Here is a 21,207-nt window from a genome sequence, read left to right as displayed (position 1 = left end):
GATGTCAAGGTGCGGATCATGGTCACGGGGGGCGTTCGTTCCGGCAAGTCGAAGCACACCGAAGGGTTGTTCGACGATGCCGCAGTGATCTCCTACCTCGCACCGGGGCGACCCGCTGACGGTCAGGATCCCGAGTGGGATGCTCGCGTGGCGCGTCATCGATCACGCCGTCCTGCGCATTGGGTCACCGTGGAGACCGCTGCCCTCGATGATGCCTGCCGGGCAGCGTCGGGATCGGTGCTTATCGATTGCCTCCGAACCTGGCTTACTGCAGCGATGGATACCGGTCAGCTGTGGGAGGCCACGACAGAGGAGGCGTACGCAGCGATGTCGCTGCGCATCGACTCCCTGTGTCACGCTCTTGCCGATCGGCCGGTGGCCGTGGTGGTGACCAATGAGGTCGGTCTCGGTGTCGTCCCATCGCACCGCTCGGGAGTGATGTTTCGCGACTTGCTCGGAACGGTGAATCAGCGGGTCGCTGCTGTCTGCGACGAGGTGCACCTGGTGATCGCCGGTCGCGTTCTGAAGCTGTGAAATAAGCTGTGGGAACGAGCTATTCATGAGAGGTCTACCAGCAGTGCGGTCAATGTCAGCTCGACGGCAGCACCGAAAATGTCCCCGGTGACCCCTCCTAGACGTCGGTGAGTGCGTCGCAGCAGCAGCGCCAGGACGACTAGGGCGATCGCCGCGGCGAGCGTGCCGCGCCACCACGCGACGTGCGCGAAGCGGCATGCTGCGGTGAGGGCGCCCGGGGCGAATAGCCGCACGAGTGCGGTGCCAAACCATGGCACGGTGCCGGCGTACGCAGCGCCGAGCCCGTGATGCCGAGCCGGCGGCATGCCACGGGTGCAACACACAGCCAACGCGCTGCGAGACACGATCACGGCAAGCCCGGCAAGGATCGCACCGCCCGGCGTGGCCGCGAGTGCAGCCACGGCGGCCGTTTGCAGACCGATGACCACGATGAGTGCAACTGCACCGGCAGGCCCAGCGGTGCCGCCCGTCATGACCTGAAGGCTGCGTGCGCGGTCGTAGGAGGCGGTCAGACCGTCCTCTGTGTCTGACCGCCCGTCAAGGTGAAGGCATCTGCTGCCCAGCGCCAAGGCACCGACCGCGAGCAACCCGGTGACGAGCGCGGGCAGGGCGAGCGCATGTCCGGCAATTGCGAGTACGGTCACCGCCACGCCGAGCGGTACGGCGGCGATGGGCGCGATGAGCATCGCGGTGCGGGTCGTGTTGTGGTCCCCCCGCAGCGGCGGTGCTACGGGGACAACGGTGAGAGTGCCGACGGCAAGCCGCCAGCTGTCCCGCAGGTCGGATGCTGTGGGGACGATTGGCGTCACCCCGGCATAAGGTCGCTGAGCAGCGCCGTGTGGGCGAGAACAGCGACGGCGCCGCGCAATACGGGTACCGCGGCGACGGCGCCCGAACCTTCGCCGAGGCGCATGTTGAGGTCCAGGATCGGCGTTAAACCAAGCTTGTCGAGGGCCAGGCTCTGCGCCGGTTCGGTGGAACGGTGACCCGCGGCATACCACGCTGCTGCGCCAGGGGCGATGCGATCGGCTGTTAGCGCGCATGCCACTGCCATCAGACCGTCCAGCAGGGCCGGGACCCCGAGTCGGGCGGCGGTGAGAAGGTATCCGGTCGATGCGGCCAGATCGGCGCTGCCGAGCGCAGCCAGAGTCTCGATCGGATCGGCGGTGCGGTCACCGACGCGCGTTAGCGCTGCGTCGATGACAGTTGTCTTGTGTTGCAGCGCGGCATCGTTGATGCCACTTCCACGACCTACCACCTCGCTCGCGGGTAACCCTAGCGCGGCGGCCACTAGAGCTGCCGCGCTAGTGGTGTTTCCGATGCCGAGGTCACCGCTGATCAGTAACTGCGCGCCGGCCTCGATTTCCTGGCGCGCCACGGTCGCTCCGGCGGCCAGCGCCGTGTGCGCTTCGTGTTCGGTCAGCGCATCGTCGAGATGAATGGCTCCGCTGCAACGGCGAATCTTGTATGCCTGCAAAGCAGTACGAGCCTTCGCAGGCAGATCGTCGAAGTCGTCATCTACCCCGAGATCCAGTACACGAACGGCAACGCCATAGGCGGCGGCGAGCGCACTCACCCCGAGCTGTCCGCTGATGGCGGCCCGCACTGTGGCCGCGGTAATCGCCGACGGAAAGGCTGACACGCCGTGGGCGGCGACGCCATGGTCACCGGCGAAAATGACCAGCCGCACATTGTCGAGCTGACGAGGCGGCACCCGTTGCTGTGTCGTGGCGATCCACACCGCGACATTACCCAAGTTGCCCAGCGCGCCAGGCGGGGTGGCCAAGTTGGCCAGTCGCTCGGCCGCTGCGGCGTTGACCGTCGGCGACGGGGGTGCGATGGGGGCCCACAAAGCACTCTTATCGACTGCGGGGATGGAGTGAAACGTTGCCATGGATTCTCCTGCAGGGAAGGGCTGCGTCCCTGAATCAAAGGATTGATGAACAGCCTGAGGGTCTGACTTCACCCCGGCACCGGGGTGTCACAGTAGCGCGACTGTTCCGGATTCACACCGGCTTCCTGAGGCCTGATTCAGCTTAGGGTATCGACGGATTGCGGGGCCAGTAAAGGCAACGTGGTGGGTGCGCGCGAGGACACTCCGAGAACGTCATCCAAGGCTGCGAACAACTGTTCCGCGGTCGCTGCGTTGCGCGCGGCGATTCGCACCCACGCATCGCCAAGGCCGGGAAACGTGTCGGCGCGCCGGACAGCGATCCCCTTATTGCGCAGGGAACCGTGTACTCCTGCTCCGACGCGGGCCAGGACAAAGGGCGCCCTGCCGGTCACAACGGGGATGCCGCGGCTTGCGAGACCCTCGGTGAGGTTCGTGCGCCACTGCGCTAATTCGGTTGCACGTCTTCGGCTTTCGACGCAAGCGCGGTCATCGGAACATGACAGCATGGCGGCGATGGCCGACGTAGAGACCGACCAGGGAACTTGATGGCGTGCAGCGTCGGCGATCAGCGTGGGATCGCCTAGCAGGTAGCCGGCCCGGACGCCGGGTATTGACCAGTGCTTGGTGAGGCTTCGGGTCACCAGTAACCCCGCGGACCGGTCGCCCGCCAGTGTTTCTGGTTGTCCGGGTATCGCGTCCAGGAAGGCTTCGTCGACGAGGACGACTCTGCCGGGGCGTAGAAGTTGGCGAATTGTGTTGGCCGGGTGCAGAACTCCGGTCGGGTTGGTGGGATTGCCCACGATGACGAGGTCGGCGTCCTCGGGCACTGCATCGGGATGGAGTAGGAAGCCGTCTTCGGGATGACACAACACCGTGAAGACGGTGTGTCCGGCATCCAGCAACGCCGCATGCGGTTCGGTGAACTGGGGGTGGATGACCGCGGGGCGGCGCCATCGGCGAAGGCTCGCGACGAGAGAGAATGCCTCCGATGCCCCTGCGGTCGGTAACACCTCGTTTGCCGGGCGGCCGTGAAGGGTAGCCAGTACGGCCCGGGCTTCGGTGGCATCGGGGTAAGCGGCTGCGTCGTCGACCGCACGGTGGAGCGCTGCGTCGAGCCAGGTGGGCCTTGGTCCCGCGTACACATTGACGGCGAAGTCGAGCAGGCTCGACCCGGTCTCGGAGTCCCCGTGATGGCGCAGCATGTCGCGCGTCGCGGGACAGCTTGTCGACACCGCTCGGTGGTGTACGGCGTCTGCGAAGCGTTGGGCCAGTTGTGGGTGGCCCGCCCAGTGGACATGCAGGTAGGACGCGTGCAGGGTGCGGCTGGCGAATCCGTCGGGTCCCGAGGCGAGATCCCATGCTGCAGCGAAATCATCGCTACCGGTTGAGGACTCGCCAGAAGTCGGTGTGACGAGGGTTCGGTGGAACTCGTGTCCGGTGACCTGTTCGCCTCGTTTGGCCAGTACTGAGTCAACCGGTGCAGTAGCGGTGCGATAGCCCAGGGTCAGCCGGGGTGTCATCGCGGCCCGGGCGGAAACCACTCCTACGGCGGGTGTCTCGTCGAGGGTCTGGCATAGATAGGTCAGACCCGCGCATTCGGCGACCGTGGGTACGCCTGACTCGATTGCGGCTCGCAGGTCTCTGATCAACGAGGTATTGCTCGCCAGCTCGGCGGCGTGGACTTCGGGGAATCCACCGCCGAGATAGATTCCCGTCGTGCCCTGTGGCAGAACGGTGTCAGTCAGCGGATCGAAATCGACGACGTCGCAGCCCGCGGCGCGCAGCAGTTCCTCGGTTTCGGCGTAGCGGAAGGTGAAAGCCAGGCCACCGGCGATCGCCACCACCGGGCGGCCCTGCGAGGGCGCGGTGATCTCGGCGGCTGCGGCCCATGCTGCTCCCTCGAGAGGCGTCGCGCGACTGCCGATGTCGAGTACGGCGTCGAGATCGACGTGGTCTTCGATGATCTGGGCTAATCGGGCCAGCGTCGCCGCGGATTCGGCCCGTTCTGCGGCGGGCACCAGGCCGAGATGGCGTGACGGCATGTCGACACCGGCGTCGCGGGGAAGGACGCCCAGAACGGCAATGCCGATACTGTTTAGGGCGCTGCGAACTTCCTCGGCGTGCCGTGCTGATCGGGACTTGTTCAGGATGACCCCGGTGATGTGCACGGTCGGGTCGAAGGCGGCGAGTCCGGCGACGGTCGCGGCGTGCGTCCGGGAGGCGTGTGAGATGTCGACGACGAGGACGACGGGTGAGGCGGTGAGGGCCGCCACGTGGGCGGTGGATGACTCGCCGGGTGTGCCCAGGCGGCCGTCGAAAAGCCCCATGACTCCTTCGATGACGGCGATGTCGGCGGCTGCGGCGCCGTGCAGCAACAGCGGGACGATCCGCTGTTCGCCGACCATGAACGGGTCAAGGTTGCGGCCGGGTCGTCCGGTGGCCATCGCGTGATACCCGGGGTCGATGTAATCGGGGCCGACCTTGTGACCGGATACCGCAAGCCCTCGGGCGACCAGGGCGGCCATGAGACCGGTTGCGACAGTGGTCTTGCCGTGCCCGGACGCTGGTGCCGCGATGACCAGGCGCGGGAGCGGGGTGGCTACCATTCGATTCCCCGCTGGCCCTTCTGGCCTGCGTCCATCGGATGCTTGACGTTGCCCATCTCGGTGACAAGATCAGCGATTTCGGCCAGTTTCGGATCGACCCTGCGACCGGTGACGACGACGTGTTGGCGGCCGGGGCGGTTCGCCAGGGTGTCAACCACATCGTCGACGTCGATCCAGCCCCAATTCAGGGGATAGGTGAATTCGTCCAGGACATAGAGATCGTGGCTTTCTTCGGAAATCCTGCGCTTGATCTCCAGCCAGCCTTCTGCGGCAGCGGCGGCGTGGTCAGACTCGCTCCCTTCCTTGCGGCTCCACGACCAGCCCGCACCCATCTTGTGCCATTCGACTGGTCCGCCTTCGCCGGTGTCGGCATGGAGGGCACCGAGGCGTTCCAGCACGGTCTGCTCGCCGATGCGCCACTTCGCGGATTTGACGAACTGGAACACACCGATGCGAAAGCCTTGGTTCCAGCCGCGCATCGCGAGACCGAACGCGGCGGTGGACTTTCCTTTGCCGTCGCCGGTGTGCACGATCAGCAGCGGTCGGTTACGGCGCTGGCGCGTGGTGAGCAGGTCGTCTGGAATCGTCAACGGTTGTCCCTGAGGCATCAGGCGGCTCCTTCTCTCGTGGCGTCACGGACGATGTCGGTGAGCGCTTGGGCGTTCACGTCAGCCAGCCAAACGTGATTGGCTGCCATATGCTCGGCGAGGCTGCGTGCCAACCCCATCCGCATCCGCCCGCTCTCGCAGTCGACGACGACGCAGCTGATGCCTTGAGCAGCAAGATAATTCGCTGCCTGTCGCGATCGACCGACAGCATCAGCGCCAGCGGTGGCTCGGCCGTCGGTGACCACCACCAGCAAAGGTCGGTGGCCTGGGTCTTTGAGGTGTTCGCGGCGGACTACCTCGGCGGTCGCCAGCAGCCCCTCTGCCAGGGGAGTGCGACCTCCCGCAGGCAGGTCATCGAGTCGCCGGGCGGCGATGTCGACCGAGCGGGTCGGGGGCAACGCGACTTCGGCGCCACTGTCTCGGAACGTCACCAGACCAACCCGGTCCCGCCGGCGGTAGGCGTCGAGCAACAGTGACAGGATCGCCGTCTTGACCTGCTGCATTCGCTGCCGAGCTGCCATCGAGCCGGAGGTGTCGACGACGAACAGGATGAGATTTGCCTCGCGTCCCTCGCGTACCGCTCGGCGCAGGTCACTCGCCTGCAGGATGAGCCGTCCGCGGGTGCGCCCACGAGCCGACTGGAACGGCGCCGCTGTGCGAACCGTCTCGAGCAGGTGGATGCCGGTGGCTGCGGCGGCCGAAGGTGTTGCGCCGATGCGGTGTCCGGTCGTGGTTCGCGCGCGGCTGCGGCGCCCGGCCTGGCCAGCGCCGAGACCGTCGACGGTGAAGAGCCTGGCCTTGTATGGCTCACCGGCACCGACGGGTGCCGGTTGATGTGCCACGGATTCACTGCCGCTCGGGCCAGGATCAGAGGACGGCGCCTCACCCTGCTCGGCGGAAGTGCCGTCCCCGCCCCCAGGGCCATCCGGGTTCGGGTCCGGTTCGGGGTCGGTGTGGCCAGTGTTGGGCGGCAGCAATTCATCGAGCTCGCTGTCGCTCAGACCCGGTGCATCGAACGGGTTGCGTCGGCGTCGATGGGGCAGCGCCAGACGGGCAGCCACCCGGAGGTCGTCGGCGGTGATGGCCTCGCGACCCTGCCATGCCGCGTGAGCGGCAGCGGTTCGGGCGGTGACGATGTCGCCGCGCATACCGTCGACTCCGAAAGCTGAACACACCTCGGCGACTGTGTGCAACACCTCCGACGTGACCTCGACGGAGGCCATTCGGCTCTGCGACTCTTCGATACGGCTGCGCAGCCGCTGTTCGGCCTCGGCATAGTGACCGCGGAAACCTTCGGGGTCGGCGTCAAAGAGCAGCCGCCGCCGCACCACCTCGGCCCGCTGGGCAGGTTCCCGCGGCGCAGCGACCTCCACGGTGAGACCGAAGCGGTCCAGCAGTTGCGGCCGCAGTTCACCCTCTTCAGGATTCATCGTGCCGACAATCACGAACTTGGCCGCGTGCGTGACGGAGATGCCGTCCCGCTCGACAGTAAGTTGGCCCATGGCGGCGGCATCAAGCAGAAGATCGACCAGGTGATCGTGCAGCAGGTTGACCTCGTCGACATAGAGGATGCCGCGGTGCGCTTTGGCCAACAGTCCGGGCTCGAAGTGCACGGCCCCCTCGGCGAGAGCCCGTTCGAGGTGGATGGAGCCGGCGACCCGATCCTCGGTGGCGCCGACCGGTAATTCAACGAGCCGCACCGCACGAGTTTCGACAGCGACATCCGCCTCGAATGGGCCGTCCGGCGAGAGCGGCTGCGGCTCAGCTGGATCGGTGGAGAAACGGTCACCGGCAATCACATTGATGGGCGGCAGTATTTGGGTCAACGCTCGCACTAGAGTTGACTTGGCGGTGCCTTTCTCGCCGCGCACCAGCACACCGCCGATGCTGGGGGCGATCACATTGAGCACCAACGCCAGGGCCATATCGTCGAGCCCGTCGGCGGCGTCGGGATTAGCGCCGAGAACGGCAGTGAAGGGGTACAACTGCATTAGGGGAGGCTCCGCTCATCATGGTGACCCGGGACGGGTGCGCGCGAGGCCGGTCTTCGGACTGACCGAGTCCGGCTCCCGTGCCAGCAGGAGCGGCTTGGATCACCGCAGCGGGCCTGTGCCGGACTCTCACCGGACTTCCCAGATTCTCCCCGAGCGGCTTCCGCGCCGTTTCCGACACGGGGGCACACGGGGCACCTCGCGTCTGTCACGCTAGCATCGCCGCCGTGCTGGTCCCCGATGTGCGTCTCACCGTGGTAGGTATCGGGGCGGACGGCTGGGCCGGGCTGCCAGAAGGTGCCCAGTCGGCTATCTGCGCCGCCGAAGTCATCCTGGGGGCCCCACGGCAGCTCGGCCTGCTTCCCGAGGTGGCAGACCAACAGCGAGTCGTGTGGCCCACCCCGCTTCGCACCCAAGTGCCTGCCTTGCTGGCAGCTCACCGCGGCCGCCGACTGGTCGCGGTGGCCTCCGGCGATCCCATGGTCAGCGGGATCGGCAGCATGCTGATCGACCTGCTCGGCGCGGGCCGGGTCAGGGTGACTCCGCACGTGTCCTCGGTGGCATTGGCCCGCGCGCGGATGGGCTGGTCGGCGGAGTCGACCGCAGTGGTCAGCGTCGTTGGACGCGATACGCATACGGTGCTGCGAGAGTTGGCGCCGGGTCGTCGGGTCCTGGTGCTGTCCGCTGACGAACAAAGGCCGGCCGAAGTCGCCGATCTGTTGGTTCCTCGCGGTTACGGGTCGAGCCGGATGGTGGTGCTGGGCAACCTCGGCAGCCCTTCGGAAACGCGGTTGGAGACGACAGCAGGTGAGTTCGCCGGGGTGGTGCCCCGATTGAATGTGGTCGCGGTGGAACTGCTCGGGCCATTGGGGACTGGCTGGGCCACCGGATTGCCTGACGACATGTTTGAACACGATGGCCAGCTCACGAAGCGGGATCTGCGAGCGGCGGCGCTGGCCCGCTTGATGCCCGCGCCTGGCCAGCTCCTCTGGGATGTGGGAGCGGGCGCGGGCTCCGTCGGAATCGAGTGGATGCGCGCACATCCGACGTGTCGCGCGGTGGCTGTCGAGGCGGACGGTGTCCGCGCCGCTCGAATCGGCTGCAATGCAAGAACTCTCGGCGTTCCGGGCGTGGAGATCGTCCACGGCAGCGCACCTGAGGCTCTGAACGGCCTGCCGGCCCCCGACGCCGTGTTCATCGGTGGCGGCGGCACCCGTGCGGGGGTACTCGACGCTTGCCTGCAGGCGTTGCGGCCCGGTGGGCGGCTCGTCGTGCACGGAGTGACGGTAGAGACTGAGGTCCTGCTCGGACAGGCCTATCGGGACCGTGGCGGGGAGCTCACCCGGATCCACATCGAGCGTGCCGCACCGGTGGGCTCGTTCACCGGGTGGACGCCGGCGCGGGCCGTCACGCAGTGGGCGTTCACCCGGCTCTGAGATCATCGAAATCCTTTGTCACCGCGCGGTGTAGCGCTCTTCGTGCACGACGGCCTGCAGGGGACAACGTCCGCGCCAGCCGTGATGCTCGAGGTCGGGGACGTCGGGCAGGCCGGCCACCTGGCCAACACATAACCACGCGACGGGACGCACGTGCGGGGGCATTGCCACCAGTGAGCGCAAGAACTCCTCGCGGTAGAACGACACCCACCCGACACCGAGCCCTTCGGCGGTGGCGGCGAGCCACAGATTCTGAATTGCGCAGATCACCGAGTACAGCCCGGCGTCGGCGATGGCGTGTCTTCCCAGAACCTGCGGGCCGCCGCGGGTGGGGTCATAGCCGACAACGATGCCAAGACCTGATTCGCTGATGCCCTCGATCTTGATTCGGGAAAAGGTTTCGGCCCGTTCACTGTTGAGCGAGGTGGCAAAGATGTCGCGCTCTGCGGCGACATGGTCGCGAAAAGCCGCCAGAGTCCCGGGCGATCGGACGAGGATGAAATCCCAGGGCTGGGACATCCCTACCGACGGCGCCGCGTGAGCGGCCGACAGCACCCGGTCGAGTACGTCGGCGGTCACTGGGTCACCACTGAACTCCCGGCGGGTGTCACGCCGCCGGTAGATCACGTCGTAGAGGTTGCGCAGGGCAGAGGGGGGAACAGCGGTCCTCATCGGCGTCGTCATCCCCGCTCACCTGTCTGCTGTGCTGAGCGGTCGCGGCAGGGGTCGTAGAGATGACTGTCGCCCCCGCAGGGGTCCGGGCGATCGGCGAGGGCGCGGCCCACGAGAATGACTGCGGCCTGGCGCAGCCCGGCCGCCTCGACCTGATCGGCGATATCGACCACCGTGCCGCGCAGGACAAGTTCTTGTGGCTGAGAAGCGCGGTACACCACCACAACAGGGCAGTCCGGTCCGTGCGACGACGTGAGCTCGGCCATGATCAGGCGGATACGGGTGATGGCCAGATGAAGCACCAAGGTCGCTCGGGTCGCCGCGAACGCCGCCAATGACTCAGATTCTGGCATCGGGGTCGACCGTTGCTGGGTGCGCGTGAGTACTACCGACTGGGTGACCAACGGGACGGTCAGTTCCCGGCCGACCCGGGCCGCCGCCGCAGCATAGGCTGGAACGCCTGGTGTGACCGACCACGGCACGCCGGCCGCGTCGAGTCGTCGGGTCTGCTCGAACACCGCGCTGTAGAGCGTCGGATCGCCGGAGACCAGGCGCACCACCCGCAGGCCCGCCTGCTGTGCCGCCACGATCCGGGCGATGATGGCGTCGAGGTTCAAATCCTGAGTATCGATCAAATCGCCGGCCCGAGAGCAGATGTCGAGTATCGCCGCGTCAAGGTAGCTGCCGGGATACAGCACCACATCAGCTTCGCTGAGCAATCGCGCGGCACGCAGGGTAAGCAGATCCGCCGCACCGGGTCCAGCACCGACGAACTGCACAGCACTCACCGGTTTCATCGGTCCGGTCATTTCACCCACCGCGGCGTCCACACTTGGCCCGTCGCAGTCACGCGAGTGGTGGAAGCACCCACGAGCAGGAGACATTTCATGTCGATGGTGTCGGTATCGAGGCCGCCGAGGGTGGTGATCTGCAGCGATTCCTGTGCGCGGCCGACATCGCGTCCGATCACGACGACGGTGTCGCTACGGCGATGTTCCAGCAGCACTTTTCGGGCGATCGCGATTTGGTCGGGACGCGATCGAGAGGCTGGGTTGTAGATGGCGAGCACCAGGTCGGCGTCGGCGATCGCCCGCAGCCGAGTTTCGATTATCGACCACGGTTTGAGTCGGTCAGAAAGGCTGACCACGGCGAAGTCGGCGCCGATCGGCGCTCCTGCGCGCGCTGCGACGGCCTGGACCGCGGAGACCCCGGGCAACACTGTGATGGGGACGTGGGCGTACCGGGCGTCCTCGGCGGCTTCGAAAACTGCTGCGGCCATGCCGAATACACCAGCGTCACCGCCGGAGACCACCGCTACTTTCTTGCCGCGGCTGGCCAGGTCCAGGGCGAAGCGGGCGCGGTCGACTTCAACGGTGTTGCCGGAGGCGTGGCGCTGTAGTCCGACCCGCTGCGGGACGCGGGCGATGTAGGGCCCGTATCCGACGACATGATCGACCTCGGCGAGTGTTGCCGCCGCCTCCGGGGTTAGCCAGCCGTCCGGTCCGGGTCCGAGACCGACCACCACGAGCTCAGCGGCCACACCGATAGCTGGGGGCACTGTCGCCGGGCTCTGTTCAGCGGGCGTTCGTGAGCGCTGCCCGTTGAGGGAGTCGCCGTTGACGACGATCAGGGACAGGTAGGGCACGGAGGTCTCGTCGACGTCGGCCACGGGCAGCCAGCGTTGTTGTTCGTGGCTGGCCCGCTCCACATACAGCGCGTGCCCGAGCCGGCCTGACGCGGCCAGCGCCCGCCGGACGGCGGGAAAGGTGCGACCGAGCTTCATAACGATGGCGCCGTCGGTATCGGCCAGGCGGCGGGCCAGTTCGGCTTCCGGAAGGGTTCCCGGTAGCACCGTGAGCACATCAGTCTGTCGCACCAACGGTGTGGCGGTGGCGGCGGTCGCGGCGACGAATGCAGGTAGGCCAGGGATGATTTCGGTCACGTAGCGAGTGCTTAACCGGTCATGCATATACATATAAGAGCCGTAGAAGAGGGGATCACCTTCGGCCAGGAGCGCGACCGTCCGACCTGCGTCGAGGTGGACGGCCATCCGGGCAGCAGAGTGCTCATAAAACTCAGCGAGCGCACCAGCGTACCCGCCGGGATGATCGGTACTGCCGGTAGTGACCGGGTAGCGCAGCTCTTCTTCGATCGCGTCGGCGGTGATGAGGTCGGCCGCGATGCGGCGGGCGTAGGACTGCTTGTTGACCCCGGCGTGATAGGCGATGACGTCGGCTTCAGCGATGATCCTGGCGGCCTTGAGGGTGATCAACTCGGGGTCTCCCGGTCCCAGTCCGACGCCGTAGAACCGCCCGCGGGTGCTGTTGCTCATTCCGCCTCCGAGGCCAACGCATTGAGCGCCGAGGAGGTGATTGCCGACCCGCCGCGGCGCCCGCGGATGGTCACGTAAGGGATGTCGATGCCATGGTCGTCGGCGAAGGAAGTGAGGGCGTCCTTGGACTCTTGCGCTCCGATGAATCCGACTGGGCAACCGATGATCGCGGCGGGCCGGGGCGCGCCGTCGAGGATCATCTCCAGCAGGTGAAACAGCGCGGTGGGGGCGTTGCCGATCGCGATGACCGCTCCGAGCAGGAACGGCTCCCACAACGAGACGGCGGCCGCGGTGCGGGTGGTGCCCCAGGCGCGGGCGAGGCCGGGCACTTGCGCGTCGTGTAAGAAGCAGTGCACGTCATTGCCGGCGGGCAAACGTCCCGCCGTGACACCGGTGGCGACCATGGTGGCGTCGCACAGAATGGGCGCGCCCGCTCGCAGCGCGGTCGCGCTGGCGCGCACCAAATCGGGATGGATGACCAGGTCCTTGGTCAGCGCCGGTTCCCCGGTGCCGTGCACCATGCGAACCGCTAATTTCTCGGCCTCGATCGGAATTGCGGACAGGTCGGCTTCGCGACGGATCATCGCGAACGACTCGACATAGATGGCCGGGCCGTCGTCAATGTACTCATAGCGTTTGGTGGGACGCGCGATTGCGTGGGTCTGCGGACCAGTCATTGAGCTGCCTCCTCGATGTGCGGGACGAAGATTCCATGCCACGGGGTCACGATGACCTCGGCGCCGGCCTCGCTTCCAGTGCTGGGAATGATCGTGGCGAGTAGCGTTCGCGCCAACTCAGGGGTGAGGACGCCGTCACGCACCGACACGTGTTCGCCGCCGGACACTGCGCCGTAAGCCAGCGGTGGGGTCGGCACCGGAACGCGGGGGTCGGCCACGATCGGCTGGCGTAAGGGAGCGACCAGTTCGCGCAGGTGCCATGGCGCTGAGGTGGCTGGTCCGCGGGCGTTGACGAAGGCGGCCGCCAATCCTGCCAGGTGCAGAGCCGCTTCATCGAGCCGAACGACCTCGCCCCAATGGTCGCCAATCCGCAGTTGCACATCGGTCTCGGTCAGGACGACGAGACCCAAATCTGTGCCGCGACGGCCGGTTCCGGTCAGTCTGTCAAGCATATCGCCGCGGCCATCATCCAGCGTGAACAGGAAACGGCCCGGCAGCAGCGCCAGTGCCGGATCGGCGCGCAACGCCGCATCCAGGCACGACGCCACAGAACGCAGGTTCGCGCGCCCACCGGCAATGCCGGACTGGGGTGAGACCAGGATGTTGCGCACCAGCTCGTGAGTGGTGGAGGGTATGAGGCCGGTGGCCGCCAGGGCGGTCACGACTGCAGGGGGCAGTGTGCCGTTAATTTCCGGTAGACCACGGATTTGCAGGTTTGCCCGCGTCGTGAGATATAGGTGCCCGTCGGCGTGCTGCTGGCTGATGTCCATCAGCCTGCCGAGCACCTCAACAGGCAGCCGGCCGCCCACCAACCGCAAGCGCACCATAAGCCCGTCGTCGGCGACCCACGGTCTCGACACGCCTGGACACAGATCGCGGCGGGTGCGTCCCAAGATCTGCTCGGCCGCCTCGGGGTCTCGTTGCAAACGAGGTGACATCTGTGGGGGACCGTATGGTGCAGCATCGCGTAATAAGCGAGTTGTGTCCGTCGCCATTTTTCTCCCACTCTGTTGCGCAGATCACCTCACTGTACATATGGTAGAACCACGCTGTGGTCAACCACAGATGTTACTACCTTGGTTAACACCAGCTCATGCGCCCTCTGGTCGACGAGATCGGGCGTGTCTACTAAACGAGAGGTGGCCATGACGACCTCAGTCATCGTGTCCGGAGCGCGCACACCGATTGGCAAGCTGATGGGTTCACTGAAGGACTTCTCCGGTTCCAATCTCGGCGGGATCGCCATCAAGGCGGCGTTGGAGAAGGCCAAGGTGCCGGCGTCGCTGGTGGACTACGTGATCATGGGCCAGGTGCTGACCGCAGGTGCGGGCCAGATGCCGGCCCGGCAGTCGGCCATCGCCGCAGGCATCGGCTGGGACGTGCCCTCGCTAACGATCAACAAGATGTGCCTGTCCGGTATCGACGCCATCGCCCTGGCCGACCAGCTGATTCGCGCCGGCGAGTTCGAGGTCGTGGTCGCCGGTGGGCAGGAATCGATGAGCAAGGCGCCGCATCTGCTGCTGGACAGCCGGGCCGGTTACAAGTACGGCGACGTCACCGTCCGCGATCACCTGGCCTACGACGGCCTGTACGACGTCTTCACTGATCAGCCCATGGGCGCGCTCACTGAGCAGCGCAACGATACCGACAAGTTCACCAGGGCAGAGCAGGACGAGCTCGCCGCGGCGTCGCACCAGAAGGCGGCGGCGGCGTGGAAAGACGGCGTCTTCGCCGACGAGGTGGTGCCGGTCAGCATCCCGCAGCGCAAGGGCGACCCCATCGAATTCGCCCAGGATGAGGGCATCCGCGCCAACACCACCGCCGAATCGCTGAGCGGCCTGAAGCCGGCCTTCCGCAAGGACGGCACCATCACCGCCGGATCCGCGTCGCAGATCTCCGACGGGGCGTGCGCCGTCGTCGTCATGAACAAGGCCAAGGCAGAAGATCTGGGCCTGGACTGGCTGGTCGAGATCGGCGCGCACGGTGCGGTCGCCGGTCCGGATTCCACGCTGCAGAGCCAGCCGGCCAACGCGATCAAGAAAGCCGTTGCGCGCGAGGGCATCTCGCTCGACCAACTGGATGTCATCGAGATCAACGAGGCCTTCGCCGCAGTGTCGTTGGCATCGACGAAGGAACTGGGCATCGATCCGGAGAAAGTCAACGTCCACGGCGGTGCGATCGCCGTCGGGCACCCCATCGGGATGTCAGGAGCGCGGATCGCGCTGCACGTCGCGCTCGAGCTCAAGCGGCGCGGCTCTGGCTACGGCATCGCCGCGCTGTGCGGCGCGGGTGGCCAGGGTGACGCCCTGATCCTGCGGGGGGCATGACAACGATGGTGAACCTGACCCGCATCTACACCCGCACGGGAGATAGCGGCACGACGCGTCTGGGCGACTTGAGTGAGACATCCAAACTCGACCCGCGGCTCGAGGCGTACGCCACGGTCGACGAGACGAACGCGCATATCGGTGTCGCGCTGTCCATCCCGGAGATCGATGACGCAGTCGGCGCGGTGCTGCTGCACATCCAGAACGACCTTTTCGACGTAGGCGCTGATCTGAGCACACCGGTGGTGCCCGATCCGAAACATCCGCCACTGCGGGTCACTCAGGACTACGTTGACCGATTGGAGAAGTGGTGCGATGAGTTCAACGAACAACTGGAGCCATTGCGGTCATTCATCCTCAATGGCGGCTCCCCGGCGGCGGCGCATCTGCATGTTGCGCGCACCGTCGCCCGTCGCGCGGAAAGGGCAGCCTGGCGGGCGCACGCTGAGTATGCCGACACGATGAACACGCTGACGATCACTTACCTAAATCGACTGTCTGACCTGCTGTTCATCTTCGCCCGCTACAGCAATCGCGAACATGGCGACGTGCTATGGGTACCCGGCGGAGCTCGGTACTGAGACGTCTGGCGATGACCATGACCGAACAACGAGCCCACGGCGGCCAGGAGAATCACATGTCCGACGTACGCACCGGCGTCGGCGCTGCCGAATTGTCCTTCGAACCCAGCTCCCGGCAGAACTACTGGGCGAGGGTTGACCTGGCCGGGCGCGCCGTGGTCGTTTTCGGGGGCGGTGGAGCAGCGCTACGTCACGTCGGTGCTTTGCTGCATGCGGCGGCGTCGGTCACCGTGATCAGCCGCGAGGCTGAAGCGACAGTCGACGATCTGGCCGGGCGCGGTCTGCTCACCTGGGAGCAGCGTGAGTTCGACGAAGGTGACCTTGAGCATGTGTGGTTGGCCATCGCGGCCACCGAAGTCGCCACCGTGGACGGCAGGATCGCCCGCGCGTGCGAGCAACGGCGTCTGTGGTGTATCCGGGAATCCGGCGGCGAGCACCACGTCTCCGGTGTGGGCCGGGTGACCTTGGTCGGGGGTGGTCCAGGCGATCCAGGCCTAATGACCATTGCGGGGCTCGACGCGTTGCGCGCCGCGGATGTCGTCGTCGCTGACCGGTTGGCGCCGTTATCGGTCCTCGCCGGGCTGGGGCCCGCTGTCAAGATCATCGATGTCGGCAAGGTGCCGTTCGGCAAAGCAACGCCGCAGGAGCGGATTAATCGAATCCTCATCGAGCATGCCCAAGCGGGTAACGCGGTCGTGCGGTTCAAAGGCGGCGACAGCTTTCTGTTCGGCCGCGGCGGGGAGGAACTGATCGCCTGTGTCGCCGCGGGTGTTCCGGTGTCGGTGATACCGGGGGTGACCTCAGCGTTCGCCGTCCCGGCCTGTGCCGGGATACCGGTGACCCACCGGGGAGTCACCCAGGGCGTCACAGTGGTGTCCGGCCATGTGCCGCCCGATGACCCGGCCAGCACCGTTGACTATGAGGCGCTGGCTCGGTGCGGGACCACCCTAGTGTTCTTGATGGCGGTGTCGACCCTGCCTGCCATTGCCGAGGCACTCCTTGGGTATGGGATGGCACCGGAGACCGCGGCGGTCACCATTGCCGACGGCACGCTAGCCCAGCAGCGCACCGTCCGCGGCACACTCTCTACTATCGCCAAAGATGTCGCTGTCGCAGGCCTCATGCCACCAGCGATCACCGTCATCGGAAGTGTGGCGGATTTCGACCCCGCTGCGATGCCACACCGAACATCGCCGGACGATCCGTCTACCGCAGCGATGATCCGTCCGGTGGGTGCGAACTCGGACATCACCAGTCGCTGAGATGCAGGGCCGTCCCGATCGGCTCGAAGAATCGGTCAATGTCGGCTGCCGTGACCTCGGCGAGGGCGGCTGGTTGCCAGTGCGGCGTGCGGTCCTTGTCAACAACGCGCGCCCGGATGCCCTCTCGAAGATCCGGGTGCCGCGAACAATGCTGGCCGACCCGCAAATCCTGCTCCAGGCACTGCCCCAAGGTTGCCATTGACGTCGCCCTGCGCAGCGCCTCGAACGTGACACACAGGGCCGTCGGTGATCCGGTGGTCAACGCCGTGACCGCGGCATCTGCCACGGCATAGGCATCGGGTGCGTCGGTGTTGGCTGCGTCGGCCAACGCCAGGATTTCTGGAACGGAGTGCGCACCAAAGATCTTGTCGATGGCGTCGCGGTGCGCCGCGACCCACGACGGGACCGGCTGATGGTCGAACCCGGCCAGTGCCTCTGCTGGAGGCAGGCGATGCAGCCGGTCGATCAGCGTGTCGATCTGATCATCGGGCAGGTAGTGATCGGCGAGCCCCATATAGAGCGCGTCGCCAGCACTGAGGTGTACAGCGGTGAGCGCAGCAAAGACTCCGGTATGCCCTGGCGCTCGTGAATACAGCCACAGACCCCCGATATCGGGTGACAAACCGATAAGTACCTCGGGCATACCCATCCGGGTCGAGTCGGTGACCACCCGATACGCGGCATGTGACGCCAAGCCCACCCCACCCCCCAGGCTCAGCCCGTGTGCGATCGACACCACCGGCTTGGGACAGGTGGAAATCAAGTGGTCCAGGCGGTATTCCTCGGACCAAAAGGCCGCAAGCTGATCTAGCCGGCCTGAGGTGATCATGTGGTGGACGCGTTTGATGTCGCCGCCCGCGCAGAATCCGCGGTGCCCTTCCCCCCGGATCAGGACCGTCTCGACGGCCGGGTCCGCCACTGCGCTCCGCAGCGCCGTGGTGATGGCGGCGATGTCCTCTGGCCCGATCGCATTGATCGACGCTGGTTTGCGCAACGTAATCATGCCCAATCGCCCCTGGCGCTGCAGCGAGGGCTCCCCGAATGCCTGCGAAATCATGCGTGTCCTAACTGGTTTGCACTTTTCTGGCTAGCTTTTGAGGGGCTGCGCCCCGCCGTGGTGGGCGAAAATTTGCTGCTCGTCCGCCGGTCGGGTACGGGGTTGTCTCAGCGGTGGCCCGGGTTGATGCTGATGGAGTGTTTCGGTCGACCCCGGTCGCTCTATGTTGCCATGTGAGCCCGCAGGCTAGCTTGGGGTGGAGGGCACATCTTGTCCACGGGAACCGTGGAATGTTGCCGTCGAGCACGAGTGTCAGATTCCTGTTTCACTCCCGCCCTCCCCGAAACACCCTCCACAACAAGGAATTACGGTACATCAGATTGAGGTGATGGGTGATGGATGTGATGCACCCGCGGTGCGCGGGGATCGACTGCTCGAAGAAGGACGCCAAGGTCTGCATCCGGGTGCAAGGCCACGGCCGGCGGGCCACCGCAGCGACGGTGACGACCTGGGGCGCGACGACCAGCCAGATCCTGGCGCTACGTGAGCACCTGGTGGCAGCCAAGGTCAGCTGCGTAGTGATCGAGTCCACCAGCGACTATTGGAAACCGTTCTACTACCTGCTCGACGACGAACTCGACGTGGTGCTGGTCAACGCCGCCTCGGTGCGAGGCCTACCCGGCCGCAAAACCGACGTCTCCGATGCCGCGTGGCTGGCCGATCTGGGCGCCCACGGGCTGGTGAAGGCGTCGTTCGTGCCTCCGGCGCCGATCCGGGCGTTGCGCGATCTGACCCGCGCCCGCACCGTGATCACCCGCGAACGCACCCGCGAGGTGCAGCGACTGGAGAAACTGCTCGAAGACGCCGGCATCAAACTGTCCTCGGTGGCCACCGACATCACCGGCGTCTCGGGCCGGGCGATGCTCGAAGCGCTGATCGCGGGCCAGCGTGACCCCGCTGCCCTGGCCGATCTGGCCCGGCGCCGGCTGCGCTCGAAGATCCCGGCCTTGACCGAAGCGCTGACCGGACGCTTCAACGACCACCACGCGTTCATGGCGCGACTGTTTCTGGACCGCATCGACGCCCACACCGCCGACATCGGTCGACTCGATGAGCGCATCGAGGCGGCGATGGAACCTTTTCTCCCGGCCCGGGACCTGCTGATGAGCATCCCGGGATTCTCCCGGATCGTCGCTGAAGTGTTCATCGCCGAAACCGGCGGCGACATGAGCGTGTTCCCCACCGCCGGGCATCTGGCATCCTGGGCGGGAGTCTCGCCCGGTTCCAACGAGTCCGCCGGACGGGTCAAATCCACCAAAACCCGGCCCGGCAACCGCTACCTCAAGGGCGTCCTCGGAATCGCCGCGCTGTCCGCAGCCCGCTCCAAGAACACCTACTTGTCCGCCAAATACAAGCGCATCGCCACCCGACGCGGCCCGATGCGCGCCATCGTCGCCATCGAACACGCCATGATCACCGCCGCCCACAACATGCTCACCAACGGCGACTTCTACCGCGACCCCGGCGCGAACTACTACACCGCCCACCAGCCCGCCCGAACCAAATCCCGGGCAATCAACCAACTCGAATCCCTCGGCTACCGAGTCACACTGGAACCACTCACCCAGTCTGCATAACCCGCCAAACAAGCAGGGTCACCCGTTGTGGTCACCCAATTTTCGTGTCAGCAATTCAGGGGCGCTGCGCTGGCCCCTCCGTGGGGACGGAAAATGGTGGCGACCTCACCTGTGCCGATGGTCGACGCCGACTCTGGCGTGATACCGCGTGAAGGGTGCAGGCTTTCCAGGTGTGTGTTGCGGCCAACCCCGATCAGCCTGTGGTGCCGGTGAGCCTGCGTGTCAGCATGGTGGTGGAGGGCATGATCGTCATCCGCGGGGACCGTGGAGTGTTGCCTTCGAGCACGAGTGAGAGATTTCTGTTTTACCCCCGCCCTCCCCGTAACCCACACGCCTGCAATGAAACTGCAATGGGAATGCTGAGGTGATCGGCGATGGAAGTGATACATCCGCGGTGCGCGGGAATAGATATCTCAAAGAGGGACGCCAAAGTCTGCGTCCGGGTCCAAGGCTCTGGGAGCACACCGACATCGGCCACGGTGACGACGTGGGGTGCGATGTCGGGTCAGATCCTGGCGTTGCGTGAGCACCTGCTCGACCAAAGGGTCAACTGTGTGGTGATGGAAGCGACGGGCGATTATTGGAAGCCGTACTTCTACCTCCTCGAAGACACCCTGACGGTGATGCTGGTCAACGCCCACGACGCCCGCAACATGCCGGGCCGCAAGACCGATGTCTCCGATGCTGCCTGGCTGGCCGATTTGGGTGCGCACGGGTTGCTACGCGGATCGCTGGTGCCGCCCCAACCAATCCGGGAACTACGCGATCTCACCCGCGCCCGCACCACCCTGACCCGCGACCGCGCACGGCAGGTGCAGCGCATCGAGAAAGTCCTCGAGGACGCCGGCATCAAACTGTCCTCGGTCGCCACCGACATCATGGGAGTCTCGGGCAGGGCGATGCTGGAGGCCCTCATCGCGGGCCAGTCGGGGCCGGCGGCGATGGCAGATCTGGCCCAACGCCGGATGCGCTCGAAGATCCCGACCCTCACCGAGGCGCTGACCGGCCGGTTCACCCCCCACCACGGATACTTGATCAGGATGCACCTGAATCTGATCGACCAGTACGGGCAGGCGTTAGCCGACCTCGATGACAGGATCGGCGTGGCGGTGACACCTTTAGCGGCGGCCCGGGAACTGCTGACGAGCATCCCGGGCGTCTCAAGGATCGTCGCTGAGGTGCTGCTCGCCGAGACCGGCGCCGACATGAGCGTATTTGCCACCGCCGGGCATCTGGCGTCGTGGGCGGGCACCGCACCCGGATCCAACGAGTCCGCGGGCAAGGTGAAGTCGACCAAAACCCGGCACGGAAACCGGTATTTGAAAGGGGCCCTCGGGACTGCCGCGCTAGCCGCGTCCCGCTCGAAGGGAACCTACCTCTCAGCCAAATACCGGCGTATCGCCGCCCGTCGAGGTCCGATGAAAGCACTTGTTGCACTCGAACATTCCATCCTCGTGGCGGTGTGGAACATGCTCACCAACGGCGAGTTCTACCGTGATCCCGGCGCCGACTACTTCACCCGCCGTATCCCAGCCAAAACCAAGGCACACGCGATCAGTCAGCTCGAATCCCTCGGCTACCGAGTCAGCCTCCAACCCCTCACCAACACCGCATAACAACAACGCGCCAACCTCGATCACCCCACCCGCCACA

The 21,207-nt window shown here is 66.1% G+C and carries 18 protein-coding genes and 2 riboswitches; of the genes, 7 read left to right on the top strand and 11 right to left on the bottom strand.

Annotated features, from left to right (window positions below; genetic code table 11):
* The first annotated feature begins 9 nt into the window (after positions 1-9).
* Positions 10-534 carry a bifunctional adenosylcobinamide kinase/adenosylcobinamide-phosphate guanylyltransferase gene (locus K9U37_RS13395; protein WP_243072103.1) on the top strand — a complete coding sequence of 175 codons (525 nt, stop codon included), beginning with the start codon at positions 10-12 and terminating at the stop codon, positions 532-534.
* 23 nt (positions 535-557) lie between these two features.
* Here K9U37_RS13395 and K9U37_RS13390 read toward each other — a convergent pair whose 3' ends face one another.
* The 5 genes from K9U37_RS13390 to K9U37_RS13370 form a co-directional block, all read right to left on the bottom strand.
* On the bottom strand, positions 558-1,343 hold the full coding sequence (locus tag K9U37_RS13390) for an adenosylcobinamide-GDP ribazoletransferase (protein ID WP_243072102.1): 786 nt from the start codon (positions 1,341-1,343) through the stop codon (positions 558-560).
* The gene (gene cobT, locus K9U37_RS13385) at positions 1,340-2,428 is read right to left on the bottom strand and encodes a nicotinate-nucleotide--dimethylbenzimidazole phosphoribosyltransferase (RefSeq protein WP_243072101.1); all 1,089 of its coding nucleotides are present in this window, start codon (positions 2,426-2,428) and stop codon (positions 1,340-1,342) included. The genes K9U37_RS13390 and cobT overlap by 4 nt, the downstream gene beginning before the upstream one ends.
* A 1-nt stretch (position 2,429) precedes the next feature.
* Positions 2,430-2,582, bottom strand: a riboswitch (adenosylcobalamin (AdoCbl) riboswitch).
* Entirely contained in the window at positions 2,566-5,034 is a 2,469-nt protein-coding gene (gene cobBC / locus K9U37_RS13380; protein WP_243072100.1) for a bifunctional hydrogenobyrinic acid a,c-diamide synthase/histidinol phosphate aminotransferase CobBC, read from the bottom strand. Its footprint overlaps the riboswitch before it by 17 nt.
* Positions 5,028-5,642 (bottom strand): cob(I)yrinic acid a,c-diamide adenosyltransferase, encoded by a 615-nt coding sequence (cobO, locus tag K9U37_RS13375; protein ID WP_243072099.1) that lies wholly within the window; start codon positions 5,640-5,642, stop codon positions 5,028-5,030. The genes cobBC and cobO overlap by 7 nt, the downstream gene beginning before the upstream one ends.
* Entirely contained in the window at positions 5,642-7,633 is a 1,992-nt protein-coding gene (locus K9U37_RS13370) for a VWA domain-containing protein (RefSeq protein WP_243072098.1), read from the bottom strand. The genes cobO and K9U37_RS13370 overlap by 1 nt, the downstream gene beginning before the upstream one ends.
* 41 nt (positions 7,634-7,674) lie before the next feature.
* Positions 7,675-7,838: riboswitch (cobalamin riboswitch) on the bottom strand.
* A 22-nt stretch (positions 7,839-7,860) separates the two neighbouring features.
* Between K9U37_RS13370 and cbiE the strand changes: the two genes are divergently transcribed.
* On the top strand, positions 7,861-9,069 hold the full coding sequence (cbiE, locus tag K9U37_RS13365) for a precorrin-6y C5,15-methyltransferase (decarboxylating) subunit CbiE (protein WP_243072097.1): 1,209 nt from the start codon (positions 7,861-7,863) through the stop codon (positions 9,067-9,069).
* 18 nt (positions 9,070-9,087) lie between these two features.
* Here the strand turns inward: cbiE and bluB are convergent, their stop codons facing one another.
* Genes bluB through K9U37_RS13340 form a run of 5 tightly spaced genes read right to left on the bottom strand, consistent with a single transcriptional unit; the run spans position 9,088 to position 13,688 of the window.
* Complete coding sequence (gene bluB, locus K9U37_RS13360; protein WP_243072096.1) at positions 9,088-9,753, bottom strand: 5,6-dimethylbenzimidazole synthase; 666 nt, start codon at positions 9,751-9,753, stop codon at positions 9,088-9,090.
* Positions 9,750-10,550: a cobalt-precorrin-4/precorrin-4 C(11)-methyltransferase gene (locus K9U37_RS13355; protein WP_243072095.1), complete on the bottom strand. Its 801-nt coding sequence runs from the start codon at positions 10,548-10,550 to the stop codon at positions 9,750-9,752. The genes bluB and K9U37_RS13355 overlap by 4 nt, the downstream gene beginning before the upstream one ends.
* Positions 10,547-12,073 (bottom strand): precorrin-2 C(20)-methyltransferase, encoded by a 1,527-nt coding sequence (locus tag K9U37_RS13350; RefSeq protein ID WP_243072094.1) that lies wholly within the window; start codon positions 12,071-12,073, stop codon positions 10,547-10,549. Before K9U37_RS13350 ends, K9U37_RS13355 begins: the two co-directional genes overlap by 4 nt.
* Positions 12,070-12,750, bottom strand: coding sequence for a precorrin-8X methylmutase (locus K9U37_RS13345; RefSeq protein WP_243072093.1), 681 nt, complete (start codon positions 12,748-12,750; stop codon positions 12,070-12,072). Before K9U37_RS13345 ends, K9U37_RS13350 begins: the two co-directional genes overlap by 4 nt.
* Positions 12,747-13,688 (bottom strand): ferredoxin-like domain-containing protein, encoded by a 942-nt coding sequence (locus tag K9U37_RS13340; RefSeq protein WP_243072092.1) that lies wholly within the window; start codon positions 13,686-13,688, stop codon positions 12,747-12,749. The genes K9U37_RS13345 and K9U37_RS13340 overlap by 4 nt, the downstream gene beginning before the upstream one ends.
* Positions 13,689-13,895: 207 nt before the next feature.
* On the opposite strand from K9U37_RS13340, the gene K9U37_RS13335 reads away from it, so the two are divergent.
* Genes K9U37_RS13335 through cobA form a run of 3 tightly spaced genes read left to right on the top strand, consistent with a single transcriptional unit; the run spans position 13,896 to position 16,920 of the window.
* A complete protein-coding gene (locus tag K9U37_RS13335; RefSeq protein WP_243072091.1) occupies positions 13,896-15,077 on the top strand; it encodes an acetyl-CoA C-acetyltransferase in 1,182 nt (393 codons plus the stop codon).
* A complete protein-coding gene (locus K9U37_RS13330; protein WP_243072090.1) occupies positions 15,074-15,658 on the top strand; it encodes a cob(I)yrinic acid a,c-diamide adenosyltransferase in 585 nt (194 codons plus the stop codon). Before K9U37_RS13335 ends, K9U37_RS13330 begins: the two co-directional genes overlap by 4 nt.
* A 56-nt stretch (positions 15,659-15,714) precedes the next feature.
* Complete coding sequence (cobA, locus tag K9U37_RS13325; protein ID WP_243072089.1) at positions 15,715-16,920, top strand: uroporphyrinogen-III C-methyltransferase; 1,206 nt, start codon at positions 15,715-15,717, stop codon at positions 16,918-16,920.
* Here cobA and K9U37_RS13320 read toward each other — a convergent pair.
* Positions 16,907-17,977, bottom strand: a complete 1,071-nt coding sequence (locus K9U37_RS13320; protein ID WP_243072088.1) for a 3-hydroxyisobutyryl-CoA hydrolase — start codon at positions 17,975-17,977, stop codon at positions 16,907-16,909. The two genes, cobA and K9U37_RS13320, sit on opposite strands and share 14 nt — an antisense overlap.
* Positions 17,978-18,312: 335 nt before the next feature.
* On the opposite strand from K9U37_RS13320, the gene K9U37_RS13315 reads away from it, so the two are divergent.
* Positions 18,313-19,554, top strand: coding sequence for an IS110 family RNA-guided transposase (locus K9U37_RS13315; RefSeq protein ID WP_243071834.1), 1,242 nt, complete (start codon positions 18,313-18,315; stop codon positions 19,552-19,554).
* Positions 19,555-19,928: 374 nt separating this feature from the next.
* On the top strand, positions 19,929-21,170 hold the full coding sequence (locus tag K9U37_RS13310; protein ID WP_243070569.1) for an IS110 family RNA-guided transposase: 1,242 nt from the start codon (positions 19,929-19,931) through the stop codon (positions 21,168-21,170).
* The last annotated feature ends 37 nt before the right edge of the window (positions 21,171-21,207 follow it).

Source organism: Candidatus Mycolicibacterium alkanivorans, assembly GCF_022760805.1.
GTDB lineage: Bacteria > Actinomycetota > Actinomycetes > Mycobacteriales > Mycobacteriaceae > Mycobacterium > Mycobacterium alkanivorans.
This window is presented reverse-complemented; position numbering and strand designations above follow the sequence as displayed.